Source organism: uncultured Vagococcus sp. (genome assembly GCF_963518325.1).
In the GTDB taxonomy this organism is placed as follows: Bacteria; Bacillota; Bacilli; order Lactobacillales; family Vagococcaceae; genus Vagococcus_D.
Window position 1 is genome coordinate 245,747 of record NZ_CAUQJB010000001.1, and the last position, 25,954, is coordinate 271,700.

Annotated in this window: 21 protein-coding genes; 3 read left to right on the forward strand and 18 right to left on the reverse strand. The window is 39.8% G+C overall.

Features of this window, described 5'->3' with window-relative positions:
- Window positions 1-216: 216 nt before the first annotated feature.
- From RWN13_RS01190 to rimM, 12 genes are all read right to left on the reverse strand, one after another.
- The gene (locus RWN13_RS01190) at window positions 217-2,055 is read right to left on the reverse strand and encodes an ABC transporter ATP-binding protein (RefSeq protein ID WP_314059633.1); all 1,839 of its coding nucleotides are present in this window, start codon (window positions 2,053-2,055) and stop codon (window positions 217-219) included.
- Between the two features lie 15 nt (window positions 2,056-2,070).
- Entirely contained in the window at window positions 2,071-4,452 is a 2,382-nt protein-coding gene (locus RWN13_RS01195) for an ABC transporter ATP-binding protein (RefSeq protein WP_314059634.1), read from the reverse strand.
- Window positions 4,452-4,898, reverse strand: a complete 447-nt coding sequence (locus RWN13_RS01200) for a transcriptional regulator (RefSeq protein ID WP_314059637.1) — start codon at window positions 4,896-4,898, stop codon at window positions 4,452-4,454. The genes RWN13_RS01195 and RWN13_RS01200 overlap by 1 nt, the downstream gene beginning before the upstream one ends.
- Window positions 4,899-5,844: 946 nt before the next feature.
- The gene (locus tag RWN13_RS01205) at window positions 5,845-6,636 is read right to left on the reverse strand and encodes a gluconate 5-dehydrogenase (protein ID WP_314059639.1); all 792 of its coding nucleotides are present in this window, start codon (window positions 6,634-6,636) and stop codon (window positions 5,845-5,847) included.
- Between the two features lie 13 nt (window positions 6,637-6,649).
- Window positions 6,650-7,480: a 5-dehydro-4-deoxy-D-glucuronate isomerase gene (kduI, locus tag RWN13_RS01210; protein ID WP_314059916.1), complete on the reverse strand. Its 831-nt coding sequence runs from the start codon at window positions 7,478-7,480 to the stop codon at window positions 6,650-6,652.
- Window positions 7,481-7,824: 344 nt separating this feature from the next.
- Entirely contained in the window at window positions 7,825-8,595 is a 771-nt protein-coding gene (locus RWN13_RS01215; RefSeq protein ID WP_314059640.1) for an IclR family transcriptional regulator, read from the reverse strand.
- 687 nt (window positions 8,596-9,282) lie between these two features.
- The gene (rplS, locus tag RWN13_RS01220; protein ID WP_209525992.1) at window positions 9,283-9,630 is read right to left on the reverse strand and encodes a 50S ribosomal protein L19; all 348 of its coding nucleotides are present in this window, start codon (window positions 9,628-9,630) and stop codon (window positions 9,283-9,285) included.
- Between the two features lie 150 nt (window positions 9,631-9,780).
- Entirely contained in the window at window positions 9,781-11,208 is a 1,428-nt protein-coding gene (locus RWN13_RS01225; protein WP_314059642.1) for a 6-phospho-beta-glucosidase, read from the reverse strand.
- Window positions 11,209-11,224: 16 nt separating this feature from the next.
- Window positions 11,225-13,084 (reverse strand): glucose PTS transporter subunit IIA, encoded by a 1,860-nt coding sequence (locus RWN13_RS01230; protein ID WP_314059644.1) that lies wholly within the window; start codon window positions 13,082-13,084, stop codon window positions 11,225-11,227.
- Between the two features lie 94 nt (window positions 13,085-13,178).
- Window positions 13,179-14,012 (reverse strand): BglG family transcription antiterminator LicT, encoded by an 834-nt coding sequence (gene licT / locus RWN13_RS01235; protein ID WP_314059646.1) that lies wholly within the window; start codon window positions 14,010-14,012, stop codon window positions 13,179-13,181.
- A gap of 128 nt (window positions 14,013-14,140) precedes the next feature.
- A complete protein-coding gene (gene trmD, locus RWN13_RS01240) occupies window positions 14,141-14,902 on the reverse strand; it encodes a tRNA (guanosine(37)-N1)-methyltransferase TrmD (RefSeq protein ID WP_314059649.1) in 762 nt (253 codons plus the stop codon).
- Window positions 14,892-15,416, reverse strand: a complete 525-nt coding sequence (gene rimM / locus RWN13_RS01245) for a ribosome maturation factor RimM (protein WP_314059650.1) — start codon at window positions 15,414-15,416, stop codon at window positions 14,892-14,894. The genes trmD and rimM overlap by 11 nt, the downstream gene beginning before the upstream one ends.
- 215 nt (window positions 15,417-15,631) lie before the next feature.
- Here rimM and RWN13_RS01250 point away from each other — a divergent pair, with 215 nt between their 5' ends.
- Window positions 15,632-17,968 (forward strand): family 10 glycosylhydrolase, encoded by a 2,337-nt coding sequence (locus RWN13_RS01250; RefSeq protein ID WP_314059652.1) that lies wholly within the window; start codon window positions 15,632-15,634, stop codon window positions 17,966-17,968.
- 40 nt (window positions 17,969-18,008) lie between these two features.
- Here the strand turns inward: RWN13_RS01250 and RWN13_RS01255 are convergent, their stop codons facing one another.
- Complete coding sequence (locus RWN13_RS01255; RefSeq protein WP_314059654.1) at window positions 18,009-18,998, reverse strand: serine hydrolase domain-containing protein; 990 nt, start codon at window positions 18,996-18,998, stop codon at window positions 18,009-18,011.
- Window positions 18,999-19,366: 368 nt separating this feature from the next.
- Here RWN13_RS01255 and RWN13_RS01260 point away from each other — a divergent pair, with 368 nt between their 5' ends.
- Both RWN13_RS01260 and RWN13_RS01265 read left to right on the forward strand, forming a co-directional pair.
- A complete protein-coding gene (locus RWN13_RS01260; RefSeq protein ID WP_314059657.1) occupies window positions 19,367-20,374 on the forward strand; it encodes a MerR family transcriptional regulator in 1,008 nt (335 codons plus the stop codon).
- Window positions 20,375-20,394: 20 nt separating this feature from the next.
- Complete coding sequence (locus RWN13_RS01265) at window positions 20,395-21,006, forward strand: DUF6273 domain-containing protein (protein WP_314059659.1); 612 nt, start codon at window positions 20,395-20,397, stop codon at window positions 21,004-21,006.
- Between the two features lie 79 nt (window positions 21,007-21,085).
- Here the strand turns inward: RWN13_RS01265 and RWN13_RS01270 are convergent, their stop codons facing one another.
- From RWN13_RS01270 to RWN13_RS01290, 5 genes are all read right to left on the reverse strand, one after another.
- Window positions 21,086-22,420, reverse strand: a complete 1,335-nt coding sequence (locus tag RWN13_RS01270) for a GntP family permease (RefSeq protein ID WP_314059660.1) — start codon at window positions 22,418-22,420, stop codon at window positions 21,086-21,088.
- Window positions 22,421-22,482: 62 nt separating this feature from the next.
- Complete coding sequence (locus tag RWN13_RS01275) at window positions 22,483-23,262, reverse strand: 3-hydroxybutyrate dehydrogenase (protein WP_314059663.1); 780 nt, start codon at window positions 23,260-23,262, stop codon at window positions 22,483-22,485.
- Window positions 23,263-23,283: 21 nt separating this feature from the next.
- Window positions 23,284-23,940: a 3-oxoacid CoA-transferase subunit B gene (locus tag RWN13_RS01280; RefSeq protein ID WP_314059665.1), complete on the reverse strand. Its 657-nt coding sequence runs from the start codon at window positions 23,938-23,940 to the stop codon at window positions 23,284-23,286.
- 1 nt (window position 23,941) lies between these two features.
- Entirely contained in the window at window positions 23,942-24,595 is a 654-nt protein-coding gene (locus tag RWN13_RS01285; RefSeq protein ID WP_314059666.1) for a CoA transferase subunit A, read from the reverse strand.
- A gap of 15 nt (window positions 24,596-24,610) precedes the next feature.
- The gene (locus RWN13_RS01290; RefSeq protein ID WP_314059669.1) at window positions 24,611-25,816 is read right to left on the reverse strand and encodes an acetyl-CoA C-acetyltransferase; all 1,206 of its coding nucleotides are present in this window, start codon (window positions 25,814-25,816) and stop codon (window positions 24,611-24,613) included.
- Between the last annotated feature and the right edge of the window lie 138 nt (window positions 25,817-25,954).

Here is a 25,954-nt window from a genome sequence, read left to right on the forward strand (position 1 = left end):
GTTTTTCAAATCCTTTCCCCTCATAGACTTGCCTTACTGCATTTCGTTCGGATTCGATTTTCCGTTTTAATTAGGACATTATTTGCCTAATAAATTATACCTCAAATCAAGTAAATATTCTTAAGATACGCTCATATACGAATGTTATTTAAAAATATAGTAAAAAAAAGCCGATCCACGGCCTAAGTCGCGGATCAACTATAATCAATTTGTTGGTTATTCGTCGACTTCTTCAAATTGAGAATTGTAAAGGGAAGCATAGTAGCCACCTTCAGCAAGAAGTTCTTCATGTGTTCCTTGTTCTTTAATATCACCATCTTGCATATAAAGTATCTTATCTGCATCTTTAATCGTCGATAGACGGTGAGCAATAACAAACGAAGTTCGGCCAGCCATTAAATTGTTCATGGCTTCTTGAATCAAGCCTTCTGTCCTAGTATCAACGGAAGAAGTGGCTTCATCTAAAATCAAAATTGGTTTTTCTGCTAAAATTGCCCGAGCAATTGTTAGTAATTGTTTTTGACCTTGAGAAATATTAGATGACTCTTCGTTTAACTCCATATTATAGCCACCAGGCAAGGTTTGGATAAAGTGATGAACGTGAGCTGCTTTGGCTGCTTCGTAAACCTCTTCATCAGTGGCATTTAAGCGTCCATAACGAAGGTTCTCCATAATGGTCCCCTTAAATAACCAGGTATCTTGAAGGACCATCCCAATATTTTTCCGAAGATCCGCACGATTAAAATCTTTAATGTCATAACCATCAATTTTGATGGCACCTGAGTTCACATCGTAAAAGCGCATGAGGAGTTTAACCATCGTTGTTTTCCCCGCACCAGTTGGTCCTACAATGGCTACCATTTGACCAGGTTCAATGTGTGAGCTAAAGTCATTGATGATGATTTTATCCGGTGTGTAACCGAAATGAACGTGCTCAAAATCGACCATTCCTTTGGCTTTATCAATGATTACTGGATTTTCAGCCATTTGTTCTTCTTCATCTTCACCGAGGAATTCAAAAACACGTTCGGCTGCCGCTGCCATTGATTGTAACATATTGGAAACTTGAGCCAGTTGCGCAATCGGTTGTGTTAAGTTTCTAACATATTGGATAAAGGCTTGGATATCCCCAACGGTAATCGAACCGTTATATGCCATAATCCCACCAACAATCGCCACTGCTACATAACCTAAGTTCCCGACAAAGTTCATGATCGGTTGCATTAAACCTGAAAGAAATTGAGATTTCCATGCTGACTTAAACAAGATATTATTTTGTTCTTTAAATTCGTTAAGCGAGTTTTCTTCTTCGTTAAACAACCGAACGATGTTGTATCCACCGATGGTTTCTTCCACTTTACCATTGATCACCCCAAGGTATTCTTGTTGTGTCTTAAAGTATTTTTGAGAATTTTTTACTACAATCATAATCAAAATAAAGGAAATTGGCACAATCAATACTGCAATTCCCGTCATCTTAACGGAGATTGATAACATCATAACGATGACCCCGATAATCGTAAAGACCGAGGTAATCAGCTGTGTAATCGATTGGTTTAAAGATTGACCTAGAGTGTCAACGTCATTGGTAATACGTGACAATACTTCACCGGTTGTCCGGCTCTCAAAGTAGTTCATCGGCATCCGGTTAATTTTTTCAGAAATCTCTTTCCGCATACGGTAAGTGATTTTTTGCGAAATCGTCGACATAATCCATCCTTGGATAATCCCAAAGAGTGACGCTACAACGTACAAACCAAGCATGAATAACAGGATACCGCCGACTTTTTCAAAATCAATACCACCGGTACCTTGATATTTTTTAATTAAACCATTAAATAGTTCTGTAATGGCTTGTGATAATATTTTAGGACCCCAAATATTAAAAATTGTCGATGCTATTGCAAAGATAATCACGAAGAACAAAGGAATTTTGTAAGCACCGATGTACGATACTAGTTTTTTGATCGTTCCTTTGAAGTCTTTCGCTTTTTCTACTGGCGCAATCTGTCCAGGTCCGCCGCCACGAGGGCGATTTTGTTTTCTTTCTGGCATTATGTTCGCTCCTCCTTATTCGGCTTCTTCTATGCCTAATTCAGCATTGCTTAATTGTGATTGAGCAATTTCTTGATAGACAGTTGATGATTGCATTAACTCTTCATGTGTCCCTTGATCCACAACACGTCCGCGATCTAGTACGATAATATTATCCGCATTAAGAATCGTGGAAATCTTTTGGGCAACAATTATTTGTGTAGCGTCTTTAACATTTTCAGATAAGGCTTTACGTAAAGCTACATCTGTTTTATTATCCAGGGCTGAGAATGAATCATCAAAAATCAGGATTTTAGGATTCTTTGCTAGTGCTCTGGCAATTGATAAACGTTGTTTTTGCCCGCCTGAGACATTGGTACCACCTTGAGAAATTTCGCGCTCATACCCTTTTTCATTGGAATTAATAAATTCTTCTGCTTGGGCAATTTTCGCCGCTTTTCTCATTTGTTCATCAGTAATATTAGCATCACCAAATTTAATATTTGAGGCTATATCTCCTGTAAACAGTACTCCTTTTTGTGGCACAAATCCGATGATTTCGTGTAGTTTATGCAAACTCATCTCACGAACGTCAACACCATCAATGGTAATCCGTCCACCTGTTACATCAAAGAGACGGGGAACCAAGTTAGCAATGGTTGACTTCCCTGAACCTGTTGAGCCGATTAGAGCAGTCGTTTGGCCAGGTTTAGCCGTGAAATTGATGTGATGCAAAACATCTTCATCAGCGTCTCCATAACGGAATTTAACAGCTTCAAATTTAACCTCACCTTTAAAGTCATGATCGTCTTGAGGTTGCGCAGGATCTTCAATTGTTGGCACTGTTTCAAGAACTTCTTCTACCCGTCCAGCTGCCACATTAGCACGAGGAAGGATAATGGAAACCATTGACAACATCATAAAGGACATAACGATTTGCATGGTATAAGTAATAAAGGCCATCATATCACCGACTTGAAGTTGACCCGTATCCATATTATGACCACCTACCCAGACGATTAAAACAGAAATACCATTCATCATTAACATCATAACGGGCATCATAATAGACATTGAACGGTTAACAAATAACTGAGTTTTCATCAAATCAGTATTAGCACCATCAAATCGTTTTTCTTCAAATTTTTCTCGTGAGAAAGCGCGGATAACGGGTAAGCCAGTAATAATTTCACGGGAAACTAAGTTGACTCGATCGACTAAGTTTTGCAATGCTTTAAACTTAGGCATCGTCACAATCAGTAAGGTGCCCACTAATAAAAGAACGGCTCCTACTGCCACACCAAGTATCCAGCCCATGCCGGTTCCTGTTTTATAGACCTCATAAATCCCGCCAATACCAAGGATTGGTGCATACAAGACGATTCTCATAATCATCACAATCGCCATCTGCATTTGTTGTATATCGTTGGTATTACGAGTGATTAAGGAAGCTGGCGAGAATTTCTCCATCTCTTTATTCGAAAATTTAAGGGTTTGCTCGTATTGTCCCACCCGTAAGTTACGACCAACGGCGGCCGCTACCAATGAGGCAATTAATCCAACGATAATGGCTGCAACAGCTGCCACTAGAGTTAAGAGAACCATTTGCGTCCCTGTTTTGATCATATAATCCGTTTGAATTTTTTGTGTATCCATCTTTAACGCTTTATATTCAGCCAGTGTCAGTTGAATGCCCACAGTCTTCATGGAGTCGGCCCCTAAATCGCCTAATTCTTTTTCCGTAGCCTCACGCGCCGCTTTTACCTTTTCTGGCATAGCATCGGCCATGGCTTGAACAGATTCACCTAGCTGTTGAGCCTCTTCAGCTTTTGCTTGAGCTTGTGCTCCAAGTGTCTGAGCTTCAGCCGCTTTAGCAGCCGCGGTGGCAGGATCGGTTGCTGTTGCAGCCGCTTGGCCAGCCGCTTGTGCTTGCTCGCCTAACGCTTTGGCTTCTTCTCCCAACGCTTTGGCTTTCGCTCCGTCAGTCGACATCGCTGTGTAGCTATCCAAAATAGTTTTAGCTTGGCTGCCATTTGCCGAATCCTTGGCTTGGGAGGAAGCTAGCATCATCATTGGCAGATTAAAAATATCCGCTAACTTAGCTTTTGTCATGCCATCTTGAAGCTTTAATTGATAAACTTCCACTTTTTTACCATCAATGGTTTGAGTGGCTAGTTTATAGTTATCTTCAATTGTTTGTTTCTCCGTGTCGGTCATGAACATTTCAATGCCTTGGAGTGTTGTTTGTCTAATTTTTTCAGGAGTGGAATATTCTAGCCCTCCTTGCTGGATACCGACGTCAACGATATCTGATGTTAAACCTGGTAGGCTTAACTCACTACGTGCCTGTACGAACAAAAGCGCAAGAACGACGATGACGGCGTACCAGTATTTGCCAAGATGTTTAAAAATCTTCACTATTGGTCACCTTCCTCTTTCACGGATAATTTGTGGGAGTAATCTACGAACTTCGTCATCAGCTCTACGAACTTATTAGTATCCTCTTCGCCCATTTGGTTAAAAATTTTAATAATCTTATCGTGCATTTCTTTCTTTTCAGCATTTGCGGCCTTCTTGCCACAATCCGTTAAGGTGACGCTAATCCGGCGGCGGTCATTAGGGTCCATATTGCGGGCGACCTGACCTTTTTTCTCTAAACTGCCTAACAAAACGGCAATTCGAGCGCTGGAAAGATTAAGTGATTCAGCTAAATGTTTCGGGCTTGTCGGTTCACCAATCAAATCAAGAAATTTGATTACCATCGTCTCACCTTGATGGCTCTTTTCAATTCTGCTAAACGCACCATGACGATTTTCGACCATTAAACGAATGAGCTCTCGTTCAGCTTCTTCTGCGAATGTCATATGATTCCTCCTTCTTAAAAAAATAATTACTAATACTATTAATTGCTAACACTGTTAGTAACTAGTACTGTTTGATATTAACTCAGTTATTTAAACTTGTCAACAGTATTGAACCAAATAAAAAAATGAATGCGGTTTAATTATTTTTTCTTAAACAATCATTATACAATAGCCGAAAATGGTTATTAAGATTTAACTTGTTTGTAAAAGAAAAGACAGTCACTAATCGCGCTTGCAAAAAAAATATTTTTATTGTTGATCATCCTAGGTATTCAGCCTTATTTAATTTCTATTCTCTATCTATTTTTATCAAATATAGGAAAGGTAGTTAGATTATGGAACTTATTAGTGACTTAGTTCTACTCATAATAGATGGATACATGACTTTTCATACAAAAATTGGAACTATCGTTGGCAAGAATATCACATCTGTATAATTCAGTACTATTTGATTTCAATAGCTAATCACCAGTTAATTTTAATGCATTTGATTTTTTATTCTTCTGTGATAGTCATAATTAAGCGTTCGAAAACTACCTATAAATTATCAGTTAATAACAAAAGGCTTCTTGAACCCCCTGGTGTTGGTACTTGCTTCTATTATTGTACTAGATTTCCTTATGGAGAAATTGACGAATGGTTAAGAGATGTCACACATAAAATTGCCATCTGGGAAAGCGAAAAAAGAACTAGTCCAACACCTCGCCAGAGAAGATAAACAAGCCAGAAACCTTATGTTAAAGGATTCTAGCTTGTTTTTAGATATTTTTTCTTTACGGTGATGTTTCACTGAATCTTCATAAACAACGGATCTATCCTCTTTGACTAAGATCCGATTTTTCTCAGTGAAATACTCAATGTAATAATCATTCTGACTCATTACATGTGACGCACTGCCTAGCTAAATCAGTGGTTAAGACTTGCCACAAGGCTCATTTAACATTTTTTAAGGTTGTTTACCAATTGACGCTAAAATACCACCATCAACATAAAGAATATGACCATTCACAAAATTTGATGCATCTGATGCCAAAAATACAGCTGGCCCTTTTAAATCTTCCACCGTCCCCCAGCGTGCGGCAGGAGTTTTATCAATAATAAAATTGTTAAATGGATGACCTTCCACTCGTAATGGCGCTGTTTGTGGGGTTTCAATATAACCTGGCCCAATACCATTACACTGAATATTATGCCCGCCAAACTCCGCACAAATATTTTTGGTCAGCATCTTCAAGCCACCTTTGGCAGACGCATAAGCACTTACGGTTTCACGACCTAATTCACTCATCATTGAACAGATGTTAATAATTTTCCCCTGCTCTTTTTCAATCATTGACGGCAAAACAGCTTTAGCCACAATAAATTGTCCTGTTAAATTCACATCGATTACTTGACGGTACTCATCTGCTGACATTTCTAACATCGGAATCCGCTTGATAATTCCTGCATTATTAACTAAAATGTCGATGACACCAACCTCTTTTTCGATTTGCTTAACCATTCCTTGAACACCCGCTTCATCTGTCACATCACAAACATAACCATCTGCCTCAATGCCCGCCTCTTTGTAAGCCGTTAATCCTTGATTAACAGATTCTTGATTCAGACTGTTAAAAACTATTTTAGCGCCTGCTGCCGCTAAAGATTCAGCTATGCCAAAACCAATTCCATAGATGGCTCCTGTAACTAACGCCACTTTACCAGTCAAATCAAAAATATTCTGTTTAAGTTTTGTCATTCTGATCCTCCTTTTATTTTAACTGATCCATGGCAACCATGTCCATGTCAGTGTATGTAATATTTTCTCCACCCATTGCCCAGATAAACGTATAATCCGCCGTCGCAACCCCAGTGTGAATTGACCAACTTGGTGAAATGACCCCTTGCTCATTAGCGATGACCAAGTGTTTTGTTTCATCTGGTTTCCCCATAAAATGGAAAACCCTTGTATCCGGTTCCATATCAAAGTACAAATAGGTTTCCATTCGTCTCTCGTGGGTGTGACAAGGCATCGTATTCCAAGATGAACCTTCAACTAGGATTGTGTAACCCATCTGTAACTGACAGCTTTCGCATACATTTGGATGAACGTACTGATAAATCTTACGCTCATTTAGCGTCTTCGCTTCGCCTGTTTCCATTGGCGTGATCTTGTCGATGCTAATTTTTACATTGGGATATATTTTATGCGCTGGAAGCGAAACACAATAAAATTTCGCTGGATGATTTGCATCATTTGACTTAAATAATACTTGCCTGGTTTCCTTGCCAATATAATAACCATCTTGCTTTTTCATCCTTTCTTCTTTGCCATCAATCGAGATACTGCCTGGACCGCCAATATTAATCACACCTAATTCGCGACGCTCTAAGAAGTAATCTACACCCAATTCTTTTGTTAAGATAATTTCCAAAGGAGCGTTTGTCGGTGTCACACCACCAAATATCATTCGGTCATCGTGTGTATACGTTAACAAAACTTTTCCTGGTACAAATAGTTCTCCTACTAAAAACTCATCTCGTAACTGAGCCGTTGAATGATGTCTAATTGCCTCGGGGTTAGTTGCGTATCTTGTCTCCATTTTCATCTGTCATCTTCTCCTTTAGATTAACTTTTTTGTCACTTCCAATTACCAACAATCGGAAGCGACCACTCTTTTTTCCTATAAAGAAATTTTCATCTCTTTATAGGAAATACATTTAAAGTATATCGCTTATCTAAATATATATCAAGGGCTTTCATTCAAATAAATATTTTTAAAAATCTTTATTCGATTGGATAACTCCACACCAAAATGCTTGGTACCCCACAGATGGGCTACCAAGTATTGTTATTCCTTTTTTTATATACAACTAATTGTGTTAAAGTCCCTGATGCTCTCGACTCCTACTATATTTATCAATAATTACTAAATGAATCCTCATTTCAAGACTCCATAATCTCTTTTTCAATATCCGCTTTCGTTGCTTTAATCAATCGACTCAGCTCCTCTTTTTTAGCCGCTGTCACTCGAAACTTCGGCATACTAACACTAAAGGCACCGTACTGATTGTCCTCTAACTGAATCATGGCACCAATACAAAAACAATCTTTCTCCATTTCTTCATCATCAAACGCGACTCCTATGGTCCTAACCTGATTGATTTCAGCTTTTAAGGCCATCGTGTTCGTTATCGTATTAGTGGTAAATGGAATCATCTCGGTTTTCATCAAATACTCTGCTAGCTCTTCATCACTAAATGTCGCCAAAATCGCTTTCCCCATGGCAGAACTGTACAAGGGTCGGGTGTTTCCTACTTTCGATGTCATGTAAATCGACTGCTTTTTTGGTTCCAATTTACTCAAGTACATCACTTCATTCCCACTATAAATCCCCAAATGAATGGTTTCATCTACTTGTTCCTGCAATGCTTCCAAAAGAGGTGTTGCCACTTTCACCAAGATAGAATCATTGATATACTTGTTGGCGTAACGTACCAAAGAGGGCCCCAATGAATACTCTTTGCTCTCCTTTTCTCGGGTCACATAACCAATCATCAGTAATGTATCCAAAATTTTTAACGTAGTAGAGGTCGTCATATCCGTAGCACTGGCAATGTCTTTTAGACATTCATTTTTAGTGGATGCTGCCAGAAAGTCCATAATTTTCGACGCTCTAACTAAAACTGTTCCATAGGGCTTTTTTTTGTCTTCCATCTTCTTCACCTTTTCATTATAAGAAACTATCTATACCATATAAGAACGGGACAAGAAAGTAAAGAGTTAAATAGACTTCATTTCTGCTATTTTTTTAGCAAATACTAGTCAAATATTCTACTCTATTGAACATCAATAAGAACATTCATCATTTGAAAATGTTTATGCCTATTTGCTATATCAAAAATTTTGATAGTTTTTGGATCAATCACTTCTTTACATTATTGATTCTTTTCTAGGAATGGTGACATATTGCCAATTTGACAATTTTTTTCGTTCATTAATTTTTTAATAGCAGCAGGCTTGAGATGCTTTTTCAGCTACAGAGTCAAAACCTCCTCGTCTACAATATCACTCTTCATCAATTCCATAATAAGCCCTCTTCTTAGAGAATTTCATTTTTAATAAAAAATAATTAGATCCTCTTACAATTTTAATCACCAAGTGAAATAAACATAAAGATTACCGTACCAAAATAAAGGAGGTAATTATATATTCCCCATTGATTAACCTCAAGAACTCAATACAATCGTTGCTAAAAATGCAATTTTACAGTGGCCAGAGGAGAGGGACACAGTATATGTAAGGATGACCACTTATTAAAACCATACTATCACTTTCTAAAAAAATGCCAACAAAAAACCCCTTGAGAAATCAAGGGGTTTAGTACCGTTATATAACGAGTTATTAACGACGAATTTCTTTGATACGAGCTGCTTTTCCGTGTAATTCGCGGATGTAATAAAGTTTCGCACGACGAACTTTACCAAAGCGGATAACTTCGATTTGAGCAACACGCGGTGTGTGAACTGGGAACGTACGCTCCACGCCAACACCACCAGAAATTTTACGTACAGTGTATGTTTCGCTAATTCCAGCACCTTGGCGTTTAATAACAACACCTTCAAATAACTGGATACGTTCGCGAGTACCTTCGACTACTTTCGCGTGAACACGTACAGTGTCTCCAGGACGAAAAGCAGGAATGTCACTACGTAATTGTTCCTTTGTAATAGCTTCGATTAATGGATTCATTTTATCTTTCTCCTTATTCCAAACACTCATATGATTTCAGCACAGCGGAATGTCGTAATAGTTGAGCGCTTTTGCACTCACTAAATCAGTTTAACACAGCCAACTACTCATGTAAAGTTAAAATTCTTTACATCCCTTTTTATTTCCTAGCTAGCCCAGGTTCTTACCATTTGATGCAATCACCTCTTGATACCAGGAGAACGATTGCTTTTTAGAACGAGCTAGAGACCCGCTGCCATCATTCTCACGGTCGATATAAATGAAACCGTAGCGTTTTTTCATCTCACCTGTCGTAAATGAAATCGGATCGATACAGCCCCAGACTGTGTACCCCAATACATCGACTCCATCCAGTTCAATGGCTTTTTTCATTTCGATAATATGCTCGCGTAAATAGCCGATTCGATATTCATCATTAATTTGTCCATCTGTCACTAAATCTACAGCGCCAAACCCATTTTCAACTATAAATAATGGCAGTTCATAACGGTTGGTCAGGAGATTTAGATAATATCTTAATCCCACAGGATCAATCGACCAGCCCCATTCAGTTGATGGTACATGAGGATTCTCCACAAGGACATCATCCCCTAAAAGTCCATCGCCCAAGGGCTTGCCCTCTGTTGAAGAAGATACCGTATTACTTAAATAATAACTCAGTCCAATATAATCGACTTTTCCTTGAGCCAGCCACGCTAAGTCTTCCTCTGTTTGATCTATCTGATAGCCTTTGATTTCCCATTCCTTTAAGACTCGTTGGGGATAATGACCTCTAGCATGAACATCTGTAAAAAACAATTGCTTTTCATCTTCTCCTTGGGCCAATAGCAGATCCGTCGGGCGGCTACTGTAAGGATAGTTAGGTGTGGCTGCCAACATACAGCCTATTTGAAAATCAGGATTTATCTTATGGCCTTCTGCTACAACTTTTGCACTTGCCACTAATTGATAATGGGCGGCTTGATACATGACTTCTTCTTTATTTTCGCCTTCTTCATAAATAATCCCTGAGTTAGTAAAGGAATAAATTGGGTTATTTAGAATCCGTTGGTTATTTATCTCATTAAACGTCATCCAATACTTAACCCTATCGCGGTAACGTTCCATGACAGTCAAGGAAAACTTAACAAAAAAGTCAATTAATTCACGACTGCGCCAGCCTCCATAGTGCTTCACCAAATAATAAGGCATTTCAAAGTGAGACAGAGTGATTACCGGCTCAATGTTGTAGCGCAGTAATTCATCGATAAGCTTGTCATAAAAGACCAGGCCCGCTTCGTTAGGCTCTACCTCATTCCCTTGAGGAAAAATCCGCGTCCAAGCCATACTTGTCCTAAAACACTTAAATCCCATTTCAGCGAATAACTGAATGTCCTCTTGATAATGGTGATATAAGTCAATCCCTTCGTGGTTAGGATAAAATGCGTCTTTTATTACACCGTCCGTAATCCGTCGGGGGCGATCCTTTGTACCAGCTGTCATTACATCGGCAATACTCAGTCCTTTTCCACCTTGATTCCAACCGCCTTCAACCTGATGAGCGGCAACAGCGCCGCCCCATAAAAAATCTGCTTTCATCTCGTCATCCTCTTTTCTAATTTGCTGTAATGGTGAAAAGCGCCTCACCGTTTTTGATACTGTCCATGGATAGTGGCAGTAAGATCGTATTTTCAGGTAGATTCGTCGTAATAATTGGTGTCACTAAAGAATAACCTTCTTTTTCAATTAGAGCCTTATCAAAGGTAATCAACAACTCACCTGCTACTACGAATTGACCTTGAGTCACGTGGACATCAAACCCTTCTCCTTCCAGCATCACCGTATTAAGGCCGATATGAATTAAAATTTCGCAACCACTTGTTGATTTGATGCCAATGGCGTGTTTAGAAGGAAAAACGGCGACGATTTCACCGTCAAACGGTGCTACAATTTGATTATCAGTTGGTAGAATCGCCACGCCTTGACCTGCTGCACCACTGGCAAAAACTTGATCGTCCACTTCTGACAATGGTAGGACTTGACCTGAAACAGGAGCTAAAATCAACGTTTCATCCCTGTTTTGAACAGATGGCGCAGGCTCTAACGACTCTGCTTCAAAACCTGTCTCTGGTAAAAATTCACTTTCCTCTTCCTTTTTGACGCCGAAAAAGTAACTCAAAACGGCCCCGACTATTAGTGAACTGCCTACCCCTAAAAAGTAGCCTAATTTAGGCGTGTAAACAGGAATCGAAAAGATATTATGGAAGACATAAGCATTCATTGTAACACCTGTTACACCACAGATTGCGCCACCAATTGCCCCTGAAATCGCCACGATTGGCAACAATCGTTTATATCGTAAAATTAAGCCGTAAACAATTGGTTCTGTCACGCCAGCAAAAAGGCCAGTTAAGGCTAATGGTCCCGTTAAAGCTCTCATTTTTGAATGTTTCTTCGAACGCAAGTAAAACCCAATCGCTATACCAATTTGCGCAAAGACAGCGGCCACGGCCATCCCTTCAATTGGATCACCACCTAAATTAGCTAAATTATCAATGGTGATCGGTGAAAATCCCCAGTGAAGACCGAACATCACCATAAATGGCATGCCCCCACCTAAGACAATGCCAGACAATAAACTGCTTTTTTCAATTAACCAAGTCACTCCTTGGGATAAACCATCTCCAACAACTGTACCGAAAGGTCCAAAAATCAAGATGGTTAGAGGAACCATGATCATCAAACTAAACATCGGCACTGCAAATAGCTGAATATCTTTAAAAATAAGTTTCTTCAAATAGTTATCAACAAAGTAATAAATGAAAATAGCCACAAAAATCGGGAAAATAGTGGTAGCATAGTCAACGGCTTTCATGGAGATTCCTAGGAAGTGCAAGTTTTCTTGACCGATGAGGCCAGTAAAGCTAGGTTCCAAAAGAGCTGCTCCAATTACGCCACCCACATACATATTGCCACCGATTTTACTGGTTAAGGTAATACCTAAGAAAATCGGTAAGAAATAAAAGATTGCATTACTGGCTGCTGACATGACGGCATAACTAGAACTAGCATCCGATAACCAACCCACTTGCACTAGAATTGTCAAGATAGCTTTGATCATCCCAGACCCTGCCATTGCTGGAATCAAAGGAGAAAAGGCGCCCGAAATAATTTCAAAGACCGTGTTAAAACTAAAACTGCCTTTCTTTTGACTAGTGCTTACGCCATTTATCTTGGCAATTGATTTAATTGCCGCAAAATAATCTGGTACCTTGCTGCCAATGACCACTTGGAATTGCCCTCCGCTGTTCACCACGGATAAAACGTCTGGTAGAGATTCAACCGCCCCTTTGTCGACTTGACTGTCATCTGCTAAGCTAAATCGCAAGCGAGTGGCACAGTGCACCAGACCCTTAATATTTTTTTCACCGCCAACACTTTTTACAATGGTTTGTGCTTCTTCTAAATGCTTCATTCTTCTCTTCCTTTCATCAAAAAAGACCTAAGGACAAACACAAATAAACCGTGTTTAATTCTTAGGTCACGCCTGCATTACCAGTAACGATCCATTATTTAATTGTCGATAAGCGATTAAGATGAATCGATAAGTACAATAACTCATCTTTGCCAATCTGCCAATCGTAAGTTTGTTCTAAAAAATTGGTTATCTTTAAGGCACATTGATAATCCTGAGGGTATTTCGCTGCAACTACCTTAACAATGCTCGAATCAGCGCTTACTTGAGCCTGCTGCAACTGTCGTTTAATAAAATAACGGATATGAGTCACAAAACGACTAAAATCAAGAGACGTCTCATCAAATTCTCTACCGTAATGATACTTCGTAATGTCCACCACATTTTGAATAATTTTCGTGTAAAGGATGGTTTCTTCCATATCGTGATTAAAGGTATACGTATTGATGAAGTGCAAGGCAATAAAAGCCGCTTCTTGCTTAGGAATATCGTAACCGGTTCGCTCTTGAATGAGCTGAACTGCCTCCATGGCAAAGGCGTATTCCTTCGTATATAATTGCTTAATATCCCATTCCAACGGTGTTCGAAAGGTTTCATTACGGCGAGTACGTTCCAGCATAAAGCTAATGTGATCGGTTAAAGTTAATAAAATGGTATCATTTGGCTGGTAACCAAGTTTTTGTTCCGCACGTTGAATAATATCACTGGCCAGTTCAATATCATCCATTTCAATGCGATCCAATAAACTTTGGAGTTGACTGACAGAATGATCACTCTCTAAAACGAAACGCTTTTCAATCAATCCTTGATCAATCAAATCCCCCTCATACTTCTTAAAGCCAACCCCTTTTCCCATAATAATTTCTTCAACCTGGTCATCGTTTAAGACTAATGACACATTATTATTAAATACCTTCACAATTTTCATCTGCCACTTCTCCCGCTTCATTTGCTTCACAGCCACAAAAAAAAGACGTAACCAAATTAACCACACCTAAGTCTGGCTAATGGTCACGCCTGATTTAACAGTAACGATCCGTTTTTCACAGTATATAATTAAATATTTTCTTTGTCAACTACCTGAGTTTCTTCTTGAATAATTTCCTGTAAGATTGTTTCCATCTCTTTAGTTAATACCAACTGTTCCAGCATCTCCGGCCGGCGTAAATAAGTTCGCCGTAAAGACTCCTTCAACTGCCACTCAGCAATCAATTTATGGTTGCCATTTCGCAATACTTCTGGCACTTTCATGCCAAGGTATTCCGCTGGTCGTGTGTACTGAGGGTGTTCCAATAGGCCTGTGGAGTGTGAATCTGTTTTAGCCGATTCATCATTTCCCAATACCTCTGGCAGTAATCGAACGGTGGCATCAATCATCACCATTGCCCCTAATTCACCGCCGGTTAAGACGTAATCCCCAAGGGAAACTTCGTCTGTCACAAAGCTGCGAATTCGTTCGTCGTAGCCTTCGTAGTGGCCGCATATAAAAATCAAATGCTCCTCTTCAGCAAATTCCTCTGCTAAAGGCTGATCAAATTTTTTCCCAGCTGGATCCAATAGTACAATTCGCTTCTTAGTAGTCGGGCTAACTTCATTGATTGCTTCTAAAGAGGCATGGATTGGCTGTGCTTTTAGCAACATACCGGCACCACCACCGTAAGGATAATCATCGACTTGTTGGTGTTTATTGTCTGAAAAGTCGCGGAAGTTATGGACATGGACGGCCAACAACTCTTTTTCAATGGCTTTCCCTAAGATTGATTCCGTTAACGGGCCTTCAAACATCCGCGGAAACAAGGTTAAAACATCAATTCTCATCGTCTAATAACCCCTCAGGAATTTCCACATTAACTTGACCTTTTTCTAAGTCAATAACTTTTACAACCGACTCAATGTAAGGAATCAAGGCGTCTTTTTTCCCTTGACGTTGAACCACCCAAACATCGTTGGCCCCTGGTGATAAGATTTCTTTGATCTTACCCATTTCTGTACCCGTTTCATCGATGACGGTCAGTCCGACAATTTCATGGTAATAATATTCATTTTCTGGTAATTCGGTTAAGACATCTGCGGTCACTTTTAAGATGCCGTCACGATATTTTTCCACGTCATTGATATTCGGATGGTCTTCAAATGCCAAAATATCAAAGTTTTTATGCTTGCGATGTGATCGAATCGTTAAGGTAATTGGTGCTTTTTTATCTTGAAATAAATGCAGAACGTTGCCTGGTTTATAGCGTTGGTCAGCAAAATCTGTGACGGAAATGACGCGAACTTCCCCTTTTATGCCTTGAGTGTTGACAATTTTACCTACATTAAAATACTCTATCATGATTAATCTCCTCTTAGTACAACTAAATTCTTCTCATATTGTATCATTGGCGGGATTATTTATCTATGAAAATGTTGTACTTTGATAGATTGTTCGAACGCCGTTAAATTATATTCCGTTTTTTTGTATATTAACTTGAAATATTATTTCATAAATGATATATTGAAAGCACTGATAACGTTATCAATTATTTCGAAAAATGGAGGAATTTATCGTTGAAGAAAAAGTTTGGAGTGACAGCATTATTAGCCCTTAGCACGCTTCTATTGCCTGTTGGAGCATTAGCGGAATCTCAGCCGCTTTATAAATTCGGGAAAAAAGCGGACGGTACACTAGGTTATGATACCGCGACACCCGTTCCCTTTTATGCTAATTCGAGTGACTTTATTACCATCCCAACTCTTTATGAGCAACCCAAAAATCAATTTAAGAGTTCTTGGGTCGCTACCATCAGTAATTTGAATTTTCCTAAGGCAACTTCTCAGGCAAATTTCCAGGAGAATTATTTGAAAATTTTGAATGATTTTTCTGATTGGAACATGAATGCGATGATGTTCCAAGTTCGCCCTCTTTTGGATGCTTATTATCCATCGGAATTAAACCCTTGGTCGGAGTTTATCACTGGTCAACAAGGGACAGATCCTGGCTACGATCCTTTAAAATGGATGGTTGACGCTACCCATCAGGCAGGCATGGAATATCATGCCTGGTTTAATCCTTACCGTGTGAGCAACACCAAACTATCTAGTGACAGTATTTTGAAAAAAACTGGCCTAACGAAAGAAGAAATTTTGGCTTTAAGCACTGCTGAACAGGTCAAAGCTTTAGGAAAAGCAGGCATTCTAGCAAGTAATAACTATGCCCTTCTCCATCCTGAAAATGTTTTGTCATTTGATGAAAAACTATTTTTAAACCCGGGGATTCCAGCTGTTCGTGATTATGTTGTGTCCTCCATTGCTGAAGTGGTGCACAACTATGATGTGGATGCGATTCACTTTGACGATTACTTTTACCCGTACCGCATAACCGTCGATGGTGTTAATGTAATCTTTGGTGATAAAGGTGAAGATGCCGATACCTTTCAACAATATGGCGCGGGCTACACAGATATTGAAGCATGGCGACGTGATAATATTACTGCCTTAGTCGACGGTCTAAAAACCGTGATTGATACACATAATCAAACGAATAAAAAGGCGGTTCAGTTCGGTATTAGCCCCTTTGGTATTTGGGAGCACAAAGCAAATAATCCCCTAGGATCTAATACACCGACAGGTTCTTCACAATCTTATTCGTCTAGTATTTACGCGGATACTTATAAGTGGATGAAAGAAGAAAGCCTTGACTATGTGATTCCCCAAATTTATTGGAGTTTTGATCAAGCTGCTGCTCCTTATGGCGAATTAACTCGCTGGTGGAATAATGCAGCTGAAGGAAGTCATACTCAAGTCTATGTCGGTCATGCCAACTATAAACATGTTAGCAATGGCGGCTGGGATGCCTCTTGGTTAAACCCTGAGGAAGTGCCGAATCAACTGAAATTTCATCAGAACTACGCCAATATTAAAGGGAGTGCTCTCTTTAGTTACAACGATATTCAGCCATCAGACATTAACAGTTTAGCTGAAAATTTGAAAGAAAGACACCAGGCTAAAAATGCCTCTATCGAATTATTAAAAGAAGGCTACTTTAACTTGCCGACCTTGGTACCAGAAAAACCATGGTTATCCCATGAAACACTGACTGCTCCGGTGGCCATCAGTAAAGATGCCATCACCTTAAAATGGTCAGATGCAACAGCTAATGAAACCACTCGTTATTACGTGTTATATAGTGGTGAGGGTTCCGCTGCTGAAACAACCAAATCAGCAGACAACATTGTGGACCGAATTTGGGCTGGCACTGACAAAACACATACGTATCCACTGCCAACTACTCGAACTACTGATAAAAACTATTACGTCACAGCAGTCGATGCGGCTGGGATGGAATCTGAGGCCACGTTGATTAAAACGCCTGACCCGCTTAGTGGCTCAGTGACAGTAACATACATGACCGATACGGAAACAGAGTTAGCACCTAAAATAGTTTTGGATGGTCTGGTCGGTGCCAATTACCAAACTGAAAACAAAACGTTTAAAGGTTACACTCTTAAAGAGGTTCCTGCCAATGCAGAAGGTAAATTTACAAACGCCCCTCAACGCGTAGCTTATGTCTACACAAAAGACACGGAAGCTTTACCCAATGAGAGCTCTAGCACTAGCGACACCACGTCGTCAAGTGACACATCCAGCTCAACATCAAGTGATACGTCTAGTTCTACCAGTGATTCTACTTCATCGGCAGACACTAGCTCATCAAGTTCTTCCAGCAACAAGGGGAATGGCTCAGGTACAACGCCTTCATCGAGCAACAAAAAAGAACTTGATTCAACAGCTAAAAAAGGACTATTACCTCAAACAGGTGAAGCAGTCAAAACTTCACTGCCTTATCTCGGTCTAATAGTTTTAGGTCTAACAATTGGCTTGCTTTACAAAAAGAAACGAATCTAATAAAAAACAGAGAATTGACGATAGTCAGTTCTCTGTTTTTTTAGACTTGCTTAAAAAAGTCCATCCCTATTTGCCATACATTATCGGTTTTATTGCTTATGGCAATCACGTTCACCTCGCGCGTCACATCATATAAACTAAAGAAACAAATCCCCGGGTCCATTCCTTCAAAATAAGGAACTAGTTGCCCGTTTAATTCAGTCAACCAAAAACCCAGTCCATAGATTTCTTCACCATTAGTTGCCTGCTGAGTGAACATCTGCTCACGGCTAACAGCACTAACCAGTCTGTCATTCAACAAGGCTTGCCAAAAACGGCGAACATCTCCTACTGTCGTCAAACAACCACCTGCACCGGTGCCCTTGACGTCTACACTGTAGATATTCGTGTAATAAGCTTGTGTTTTCTCGTCAAAACAATAGGCACTGGCTGTGTTCGCAGGTAGGCGATCCAGTTCATAATACCCAGTCCGAGTCATGCCCGCTGGTTCAAAGACTGCCACTTGAAGGTACTCATCAAAAGGCTTGTCTGTGACGGCTTCAATAACAGATGCCAGCATCACAAATCCTGAATTATTGTATTGAAATTTTCCTCGATTGGCCGGATTGACAGGTTTATGAATAAACAAGGGGTACAAGTCATGATTCTGGCGAATTCGATAATTGGGAAAATCCTGCCAGAGTTCATCGTAATCTTCCATAATGGACTCATCGAAATAATCTTGAATCGTTGACGTATGAGTTAATAACTCGTAAATGGTAATCTCTCGATCAACCACCCCTAAATCATCTGGCAGTAACTCTGCTAACGTTGATGTTAACTGAATGCTGCCAGCTTCGATTAGGGTCATAATCCCAACTGCTACAAATGCTTTACCAGCAGAAGCTGTACCGAATAACGTCTCCCGATTATTCTCTAGCTGATTGGGTAAGTCGCGAAAGCCATAAGGCATTTCAAGTAACGTTTGATCTTTTTGATACAGTCCAATCACCCCACTAAATGTCTCAGATGCCACATTTTTGATTTCCATTGTTTGTCTCCTCGTGTCTTTATTTCTTTCATTATAACAGATGCCACTCTTGAGAGACAGCTACTCTACTGCTAAAAAAAGGAGCTCTTTATGGCTAACGTCATGTCTGTTTTGACTCACTTCTTTCGATAGAAATCGTTCATTATTCATGCTACACTAGTTGCAAAACATTGTAATAAAAACAAGTTGATAGCGATTGCTTCCTCACTTAATTTCACCATCTATTAATAGAGGGGTTAATTAACCGTTGACTCTGACACCGTGTCGTCCTTTAAACTTAAACTATATAGTTCCTATTAAATTATTTAATGGAATTATATGTCTGCTTATTTAACATGATGTACATAGAAAAAGAAACGAGGGATAAAATGGAACTTCAAACAATCAGTCAAGTTGCCAATGACTATGGTATTTCTACACGAATGTTGCGTTATTATGAGCAAGTCGGGCTTATTGAAAGCTTGCGAAAACCAGATTATGCGTATCGAGTCTATAATGAGACAGCTTTGATTCGTTTACGCCAAATCATCATCTTACGTAAATTACGGATTCCAGTCAAACAAATCATTCGGATTCTTGATCATTCAGATGCTAGTCAAATTGTTGAAATCTTCAGGCAAACTATCGAACAACTTGATACCGAACTAACCGCATTATCAACAGTCAAATCCATACTGATACGCTTTGCAGAAGAAATTAGTGCCATGACTAATGTTAGCTTGAATTTACTAGGCGACGAGGCATTGTTTTCCGTGATAAACGCTCTTCCTTTTTCTGATAACCAAATCAAAGAGACAAAGGAGAATGTGACCATGAATGAATTAACTAAAGCAAGTGACGATTTAAACAAGTTAACAGATAAAGATGTGCGAATTATTTATTTACCCCCGATGACGATCGCCGCTGCCTATGCTTCTGGAGAAGGATGTGAAAGTCAGACCATTGCTATTATCAGCCATTTTGTCACTGAAACCAACCTCCTGGCAATCAAACCAGATGCTCGCAGCTTCGGCTTTGATTGCTCAGAAGAAGCCGTCAGCATTGGTGAAAACTCACAAATTTATGAAAGTTGGGTATCTATTCCCAAGGACATGGAGGTCCCTTCTCCTCTGGTGAAACGACAGTTTAAAGGTGGCTTATACGCTGCCCATGTACTGCGGGCCTGGGATTTTGCAGATTGGCGCTGGCTAAAAGAATGGGTTGAGGAAAGTGAGCAGTATGATAATGATTGGGGATCACCACGTTGGAACTCTGCTGAAACGGTTTTTGGACAAGGCTTCGAAGAAACCCTAAATTTCTACAACTTTGTCCAGACCCATCACTCGGAAATGAACTATCTGCAACTTGATTTATTATTTCCTATAAAAGAAACGTAATAACAAAGATGGAGGTTATTATGGATAACTATGAAACTGGTGCAATTCTCTCATTTGGTGGCTATGACTGCCGTGTACTTGATAATCAGCCAGATAGGCTGTTGATTACCGAGAGGATTATTGAACAACGATCTTACCACGATACCTATTCAACTATCAACTGGGCTGCTAGCGCCTTAAGAGGGTATTTAAACGGTGAGTTTTATGACCGCTTTAGCGATAGTGCTAAAGCAAAAATTCTGCCTGTCATCAATAAAAATCCAGATAATCAATGGTATGGCACTGCTGGAGGGCCTGACACCACGGACCACTTATTTTTATTAAGTCTTGAAGATGTTGCTTGTCGTTATTTTGGTGATAGTTCGGCAAAATTATATCACCCTGGAAAAAATCAACGCTATCGGTTTGAGAGAAAAGATAACAATAACAGACGGCGCCTAGCAGCACTTGCCACAAAAAAAGAATGGTGCTGGTGGTGGCTCCGATCACCAGGACGTGTCAGTCTCAAGGCGGCGTTTATTCACGGAATCGATGGAAATATAGGTATTCAAGGGAATAATATCCTTAAACGTAATATTGCAGATGGAAAATGTACCGGCGGTGTGCGCCCCGCTTTATGGCTCAAGCTATAAAATCTGACAAAGTGAGCAACAAAAAAAAGAGCGACTTATGAAGATAGTTGCTCTTTTTTAATAGACGGTCCATTCTCAATTAATAGAAAAATGACCCTGAAATAATAATGATAATCACAGCGATTAAGGTGCTTACGGAAACAGTGATAAAGGTCTCTTTGAACGCATTTTTGTGAGTTAACCCCGTCAAGCTAAGAAAGGTTAGAAAAACGCCACTTTGAGGGACAATTGTCAAAATATTTGAAGCAACTGCCGCTACTCGGTGAATCATTTGCGGATCAAGCCCTTTACTTAAATAATAATCAGCGAAGTTTGGCATGACGATGCCTAGTGCTCCAGAAGATGAACCTGTAATAGCTGACATCGAAGAAGTTAAGACCGTCAAACTGATTAATGGGTTTCCAGGAATATTCATGATAATATCAGAGAAAATTTTAAATCCCGGGGCAATCATCACCACTGCTCCAAAGGCCACGGCAGATGCTGTTGCAAATATCGGGCCGATTGCTCCAGTTGCGCCTAAGTTCAACACTCTAATTTTATCTGGTGTAAATCGGTGAAACAGAAGCAACCCTAAAATGATAGCCGATAATAAGGCGATATAAATAACATTTTTTTTCATAAATTCATTCCCAAATATACTACCTGTCAACGCCAGAACAATTAATAGCAGAAGTGGCGCAATACTTGGAAAAAAATTAGGAAGTTCTTTTTCAGTGACTTCCTCGTGAGAGTCAGTTGTATAGGTCCCATAAGTCTCACCTTTTGCTAAACTTTTAGTCAAACAACGTTTCATATAAACTAATCCAAATGCCACACAACCAATACTTCCCAAAATACTTGGAATTGCCGCCGCTGTTAATGAGGTGTCCAAGTACTGAATCGGAATAACATTTTGGATTGCAGGTGTTCCTGGCAAGATTGTCATAGTGAATGTGGCAATCCCTAACCAAAGTGGTACTTGAATCAGGTTCCAGGACAGATTCATTTTTTTGAACAGACTTCTAGCTAATGGCAGAACCGCAAACATCACGACAAACAAACTAATCCCACCATAAGTAAGGATAGAACTCACTAAAAAGATGGCTACCAAAACTTTGAACGGGCTGTCATACCCTACTTTCTGTAAAATATAATCGGCGATTGATGTGGTAGCCCCACTTATTTCCATTAATTTTGCCAGAATGGATCCCAATAAAAAGATGGCAAAATAATTTAATATATAGGTGGATAATGCTCCCATAAATTGATTGGGTTCTTTCCCCAATAGCGATGTAACAGGGTCCATTTGATTCATGATCACCACGATTGCAGTGGCCAAGGGTGCCGCAACCATAATATTTATCTCTTTTAATGAAAAGTAAATAATCGCAATAACACCCAGTAACACGCCGACCGATCCAATAACTTCCATAATTGTTCCTCCTAGAACGATCAAGAGCCAGACCTTTTGTCTTAACTCTTGATCAATCAATCTTATTGAGCTGTATAACCGCCATCAAGTAGACAAGCTTGTCCAGTCACCCCTTTAGCTTTATCACTAGCTAAAAATGAAACATAGTCAGCAATTTCCTGGACATCCAACAACCGTTTTTGTGGAACTAACGGGTATAAAACTTCTTCAAGGACATTTTCCAAGGGAATATTACGTGTCTTTGATAAATCTTCAAATTGTCCTCTGACAAGTGGTGTATCAACATATCCTGGGCAAATGGCGTTCACGGTAATACCATCTGCCGCCGCTTCTAGGGCGGCCACCTTTGTTAAGCCTATTAACCCATGCTTAGCTGAATTGTAAGCTGATTTACCAGCAAAACCAATCACACCATTTATCGACGCCATATTAATAATACGACCGTGTTTTTGCTTTTTCATGATAGGTAAAACTCGTTTGATAGCGATAAAAGGTGCTGTCAGCATTAATTTAATCATAAATTCAAATTTTTCAGTTGGGAAGTCTTCTATTAATGACACATGCTGAAGACCTGCGTTATTAACTAAGATATCGATTTTTCCGTATTTGTCAATCACGGTATCAATTGCACCATTAATAGCACTTTCTTTGCTGACATCACAAAGTACGCTGTCCGCATCCAAGTTTTGGTTACGGTATTCTGCAACTACTTCATCTAATTTGACCTGATTAATATCTGAAAAGATGACTGTTTTCCCTTCTTTTAAAAATGTTTCGCCAATTTGCTTTCCAATTCCACTAGCGGCTCCTGTAATAAATACCACTTCTTTTTTGTTTGTCATTGTTGTTTCCTCCATTATTTTTTAATTTGTTTGGTTGATTAAGGTCACCCCAGTTGCCTTTTGAACCTCTTCAAATGTGTAGTCAGGATGAATTTCAGTGACTGCTAGTCCTTCTGCCACAATTTCAAATACACCCATCTCAGTGATAATCATTCCTACCACCTTTGATGCCGTCAGCGGTAAGGTACACTCTTTAAGTATTTTAAATGAGCCTTTGTTCGTATGCTCCATGGCAACAATTACTTTTTTAGCGCCTACCAGCAAGTCCATTGCTCCCCCCATACCAGGCACCATCTTTCCAGGAATTAAGTAGTTGGCAATGTTACCTGATTCATCTACTTGTAACGCTCCTAAAACTGTAGCATCAACGTGACCGCCTCTGATAATCCCAAATGATGTAGCGCTATCAAAAAAGGCTCCTCCTGGAATGATTCCCACTGATTGGCCCCCTGCATTCACAATTGATGGGTCATCGTGTTCAGGATCTGCTGCCGTTAAACCAACAAAACCATTTTCAGATTGAAGGGTGACTGTCATTGTTTCAGGAATATAATTTGCCACCTTCGTTGGTAGACCAATTCCCAAATTGACTAAGGAATTATCTGACAACTCTTGTGCCACTCGTTTGGCGATTCTCGATTGAATGACCTCTTTTGAAAGTTCAGTTGCATCTGCCATGTTAGTTACCTCCCTGTACTAAGTAGTCAACGAAAATACCTGGCGTATGAATAAAATTAGGGTCAATTTCCCCCGCCTTAACAATTTTCCGTGCTTCAACAATCGTCGTTTTGGCATTTGCCGCCATCATTTGATTAAAATTATTTTCAGACCCTTTAAATTGAAGATTGCCTTTTTCATCTGCTAAGTGGGCAAAAATAAGGGCCACATCGGCCTTTAATGGCTCTTCTAACAGGTAATCCCGCTCATTGACTCGGATTACTTGTTTACCTTCTTCAATCAACGTCCCAATGCCTGTGGGTGTTAAAAAACCACCTAACCCAAAAGCACCTGAGCGAATTTGTTCGATTAGTGTCCCCTGAGGAACCAGATCAATACGTGTTTCACCACTGGTCATCTGTCTGCCAGCTTCTCGGTTAAGGCCAATATGTGAGGCAATAATCCGAGAGAATTGTTTGTTCGCGACCATTTTGCCAACACCCTTATCAAGAAAACCGGCATCGTTACAAATTAACGTTAAATTTTTCACGCCTTTTTCGACTAGCGCGTCAATTAAATACTCTGGTGTTCCGTTAGTCATAAAGCCGCCGACCATAATAGTGTCACCTTCTTTAATATAATGAACCGCCTCATCGATGGTAATTTCTTTGCACATGTTCTTCACTTCCTTCTATTGGAGTTTTGCTTCATTTTTAATAATCAGACTAGTCCCTTGCCCTCCACCAATACAAAGTGTGGCCAGGCCAAGTGATAGATCTCGACGCTTTAGCTCGTGAATAAGTGTCACTAGGATTCGAGCTCCACTGGCACCAATTGGATGACCTAGGGCAATTGCACCACCATTAACATTAACTTTTTCAGGGTTAAGCATTAATTCGTTCATCACATTGATTGCTTGAGCGGCAAAGGCTTCATTCGCCTCGATTAAATCCATGTCCTCTATGGAAAGCTGAGCCTTTTCAAGCGCTTTTTGACTAGCTGGAATAGGTCCGGTTCCCATCAACTCTGGGGCAACACCTGCACTTGCATAACTAACAATTGAGGCTAAGATTGGCAGGTCAAGCTGTTCTGCTTTTTCTCTTGTCATCAACAATACCATCGCTGCCCCATCATTTATCCCTGAGGCATTTCCAGCTGTGACAGTTCCCTCTGGCTGAAAAGCTGGCCGCAACTTCTTCAATCCTTCAATCGTCGATTCTTTTTTCGGGTATTCATCTTCTATCACATAGAGAGGTTCTTTTTGTTTTCTTTGAGGAACAGGCATGGGAACTATTTCATCCTTAAAGAGTCCTTGAGCGATGGCTCTGATTGCTTTTTCCTGACTAGATTGAGCAAATTCATCTTGCTCTTCCCTTGATATCTCAAATTTTTTCGCGATATTTTCAGCTGTGATTCCCATATGATAGCCCTTAAAGGCATCAGTTAAGCCATCGGTTACAAGGCTGTCCACAACCGCTCCATTTCCTAAACGTTGACCGAAACGTAGTGTTGGCAGCACATAAGGCGCTTGACTCATACTTTCCGTACCACCAGCTATCACAATTTCTGAGTCCCCAGTTTGAATACTTTGAACGGCTAATTGAATGGCTTTCAAACCAGACCCGCAGACCATGTCTAAGGTGAACGCTGTTTTATCATTGGGAATATTAGCTTGTATAGCCACTTGACGGGCTACATTTTGCCCTAAACCTGCATGAAGAACATTACCAAGGATGACTTCATCAATTTCTCCTGGATCCAATTTAGTTCGAGTGATGATCTCAGTCAATACCCTTTTACCTAAATCGATGGCGGTCAGATTTTTAAATACGCCACCAAAAGAACCTACAGCGGTTCTTAATGCCTCAACGATGACAATCTCTTCTTTATTAATCATGTTATTGATTCCTTTCATCTCCGCTTCGTAAAGCGCTTTCTATTTACATAATAACAAAGAAAGCCCTTTAATTGAAATACTTTTTTTTTAGATAAGTATAAACAAAATTGATACTTCGTGTTATAATCAGCTTTATAA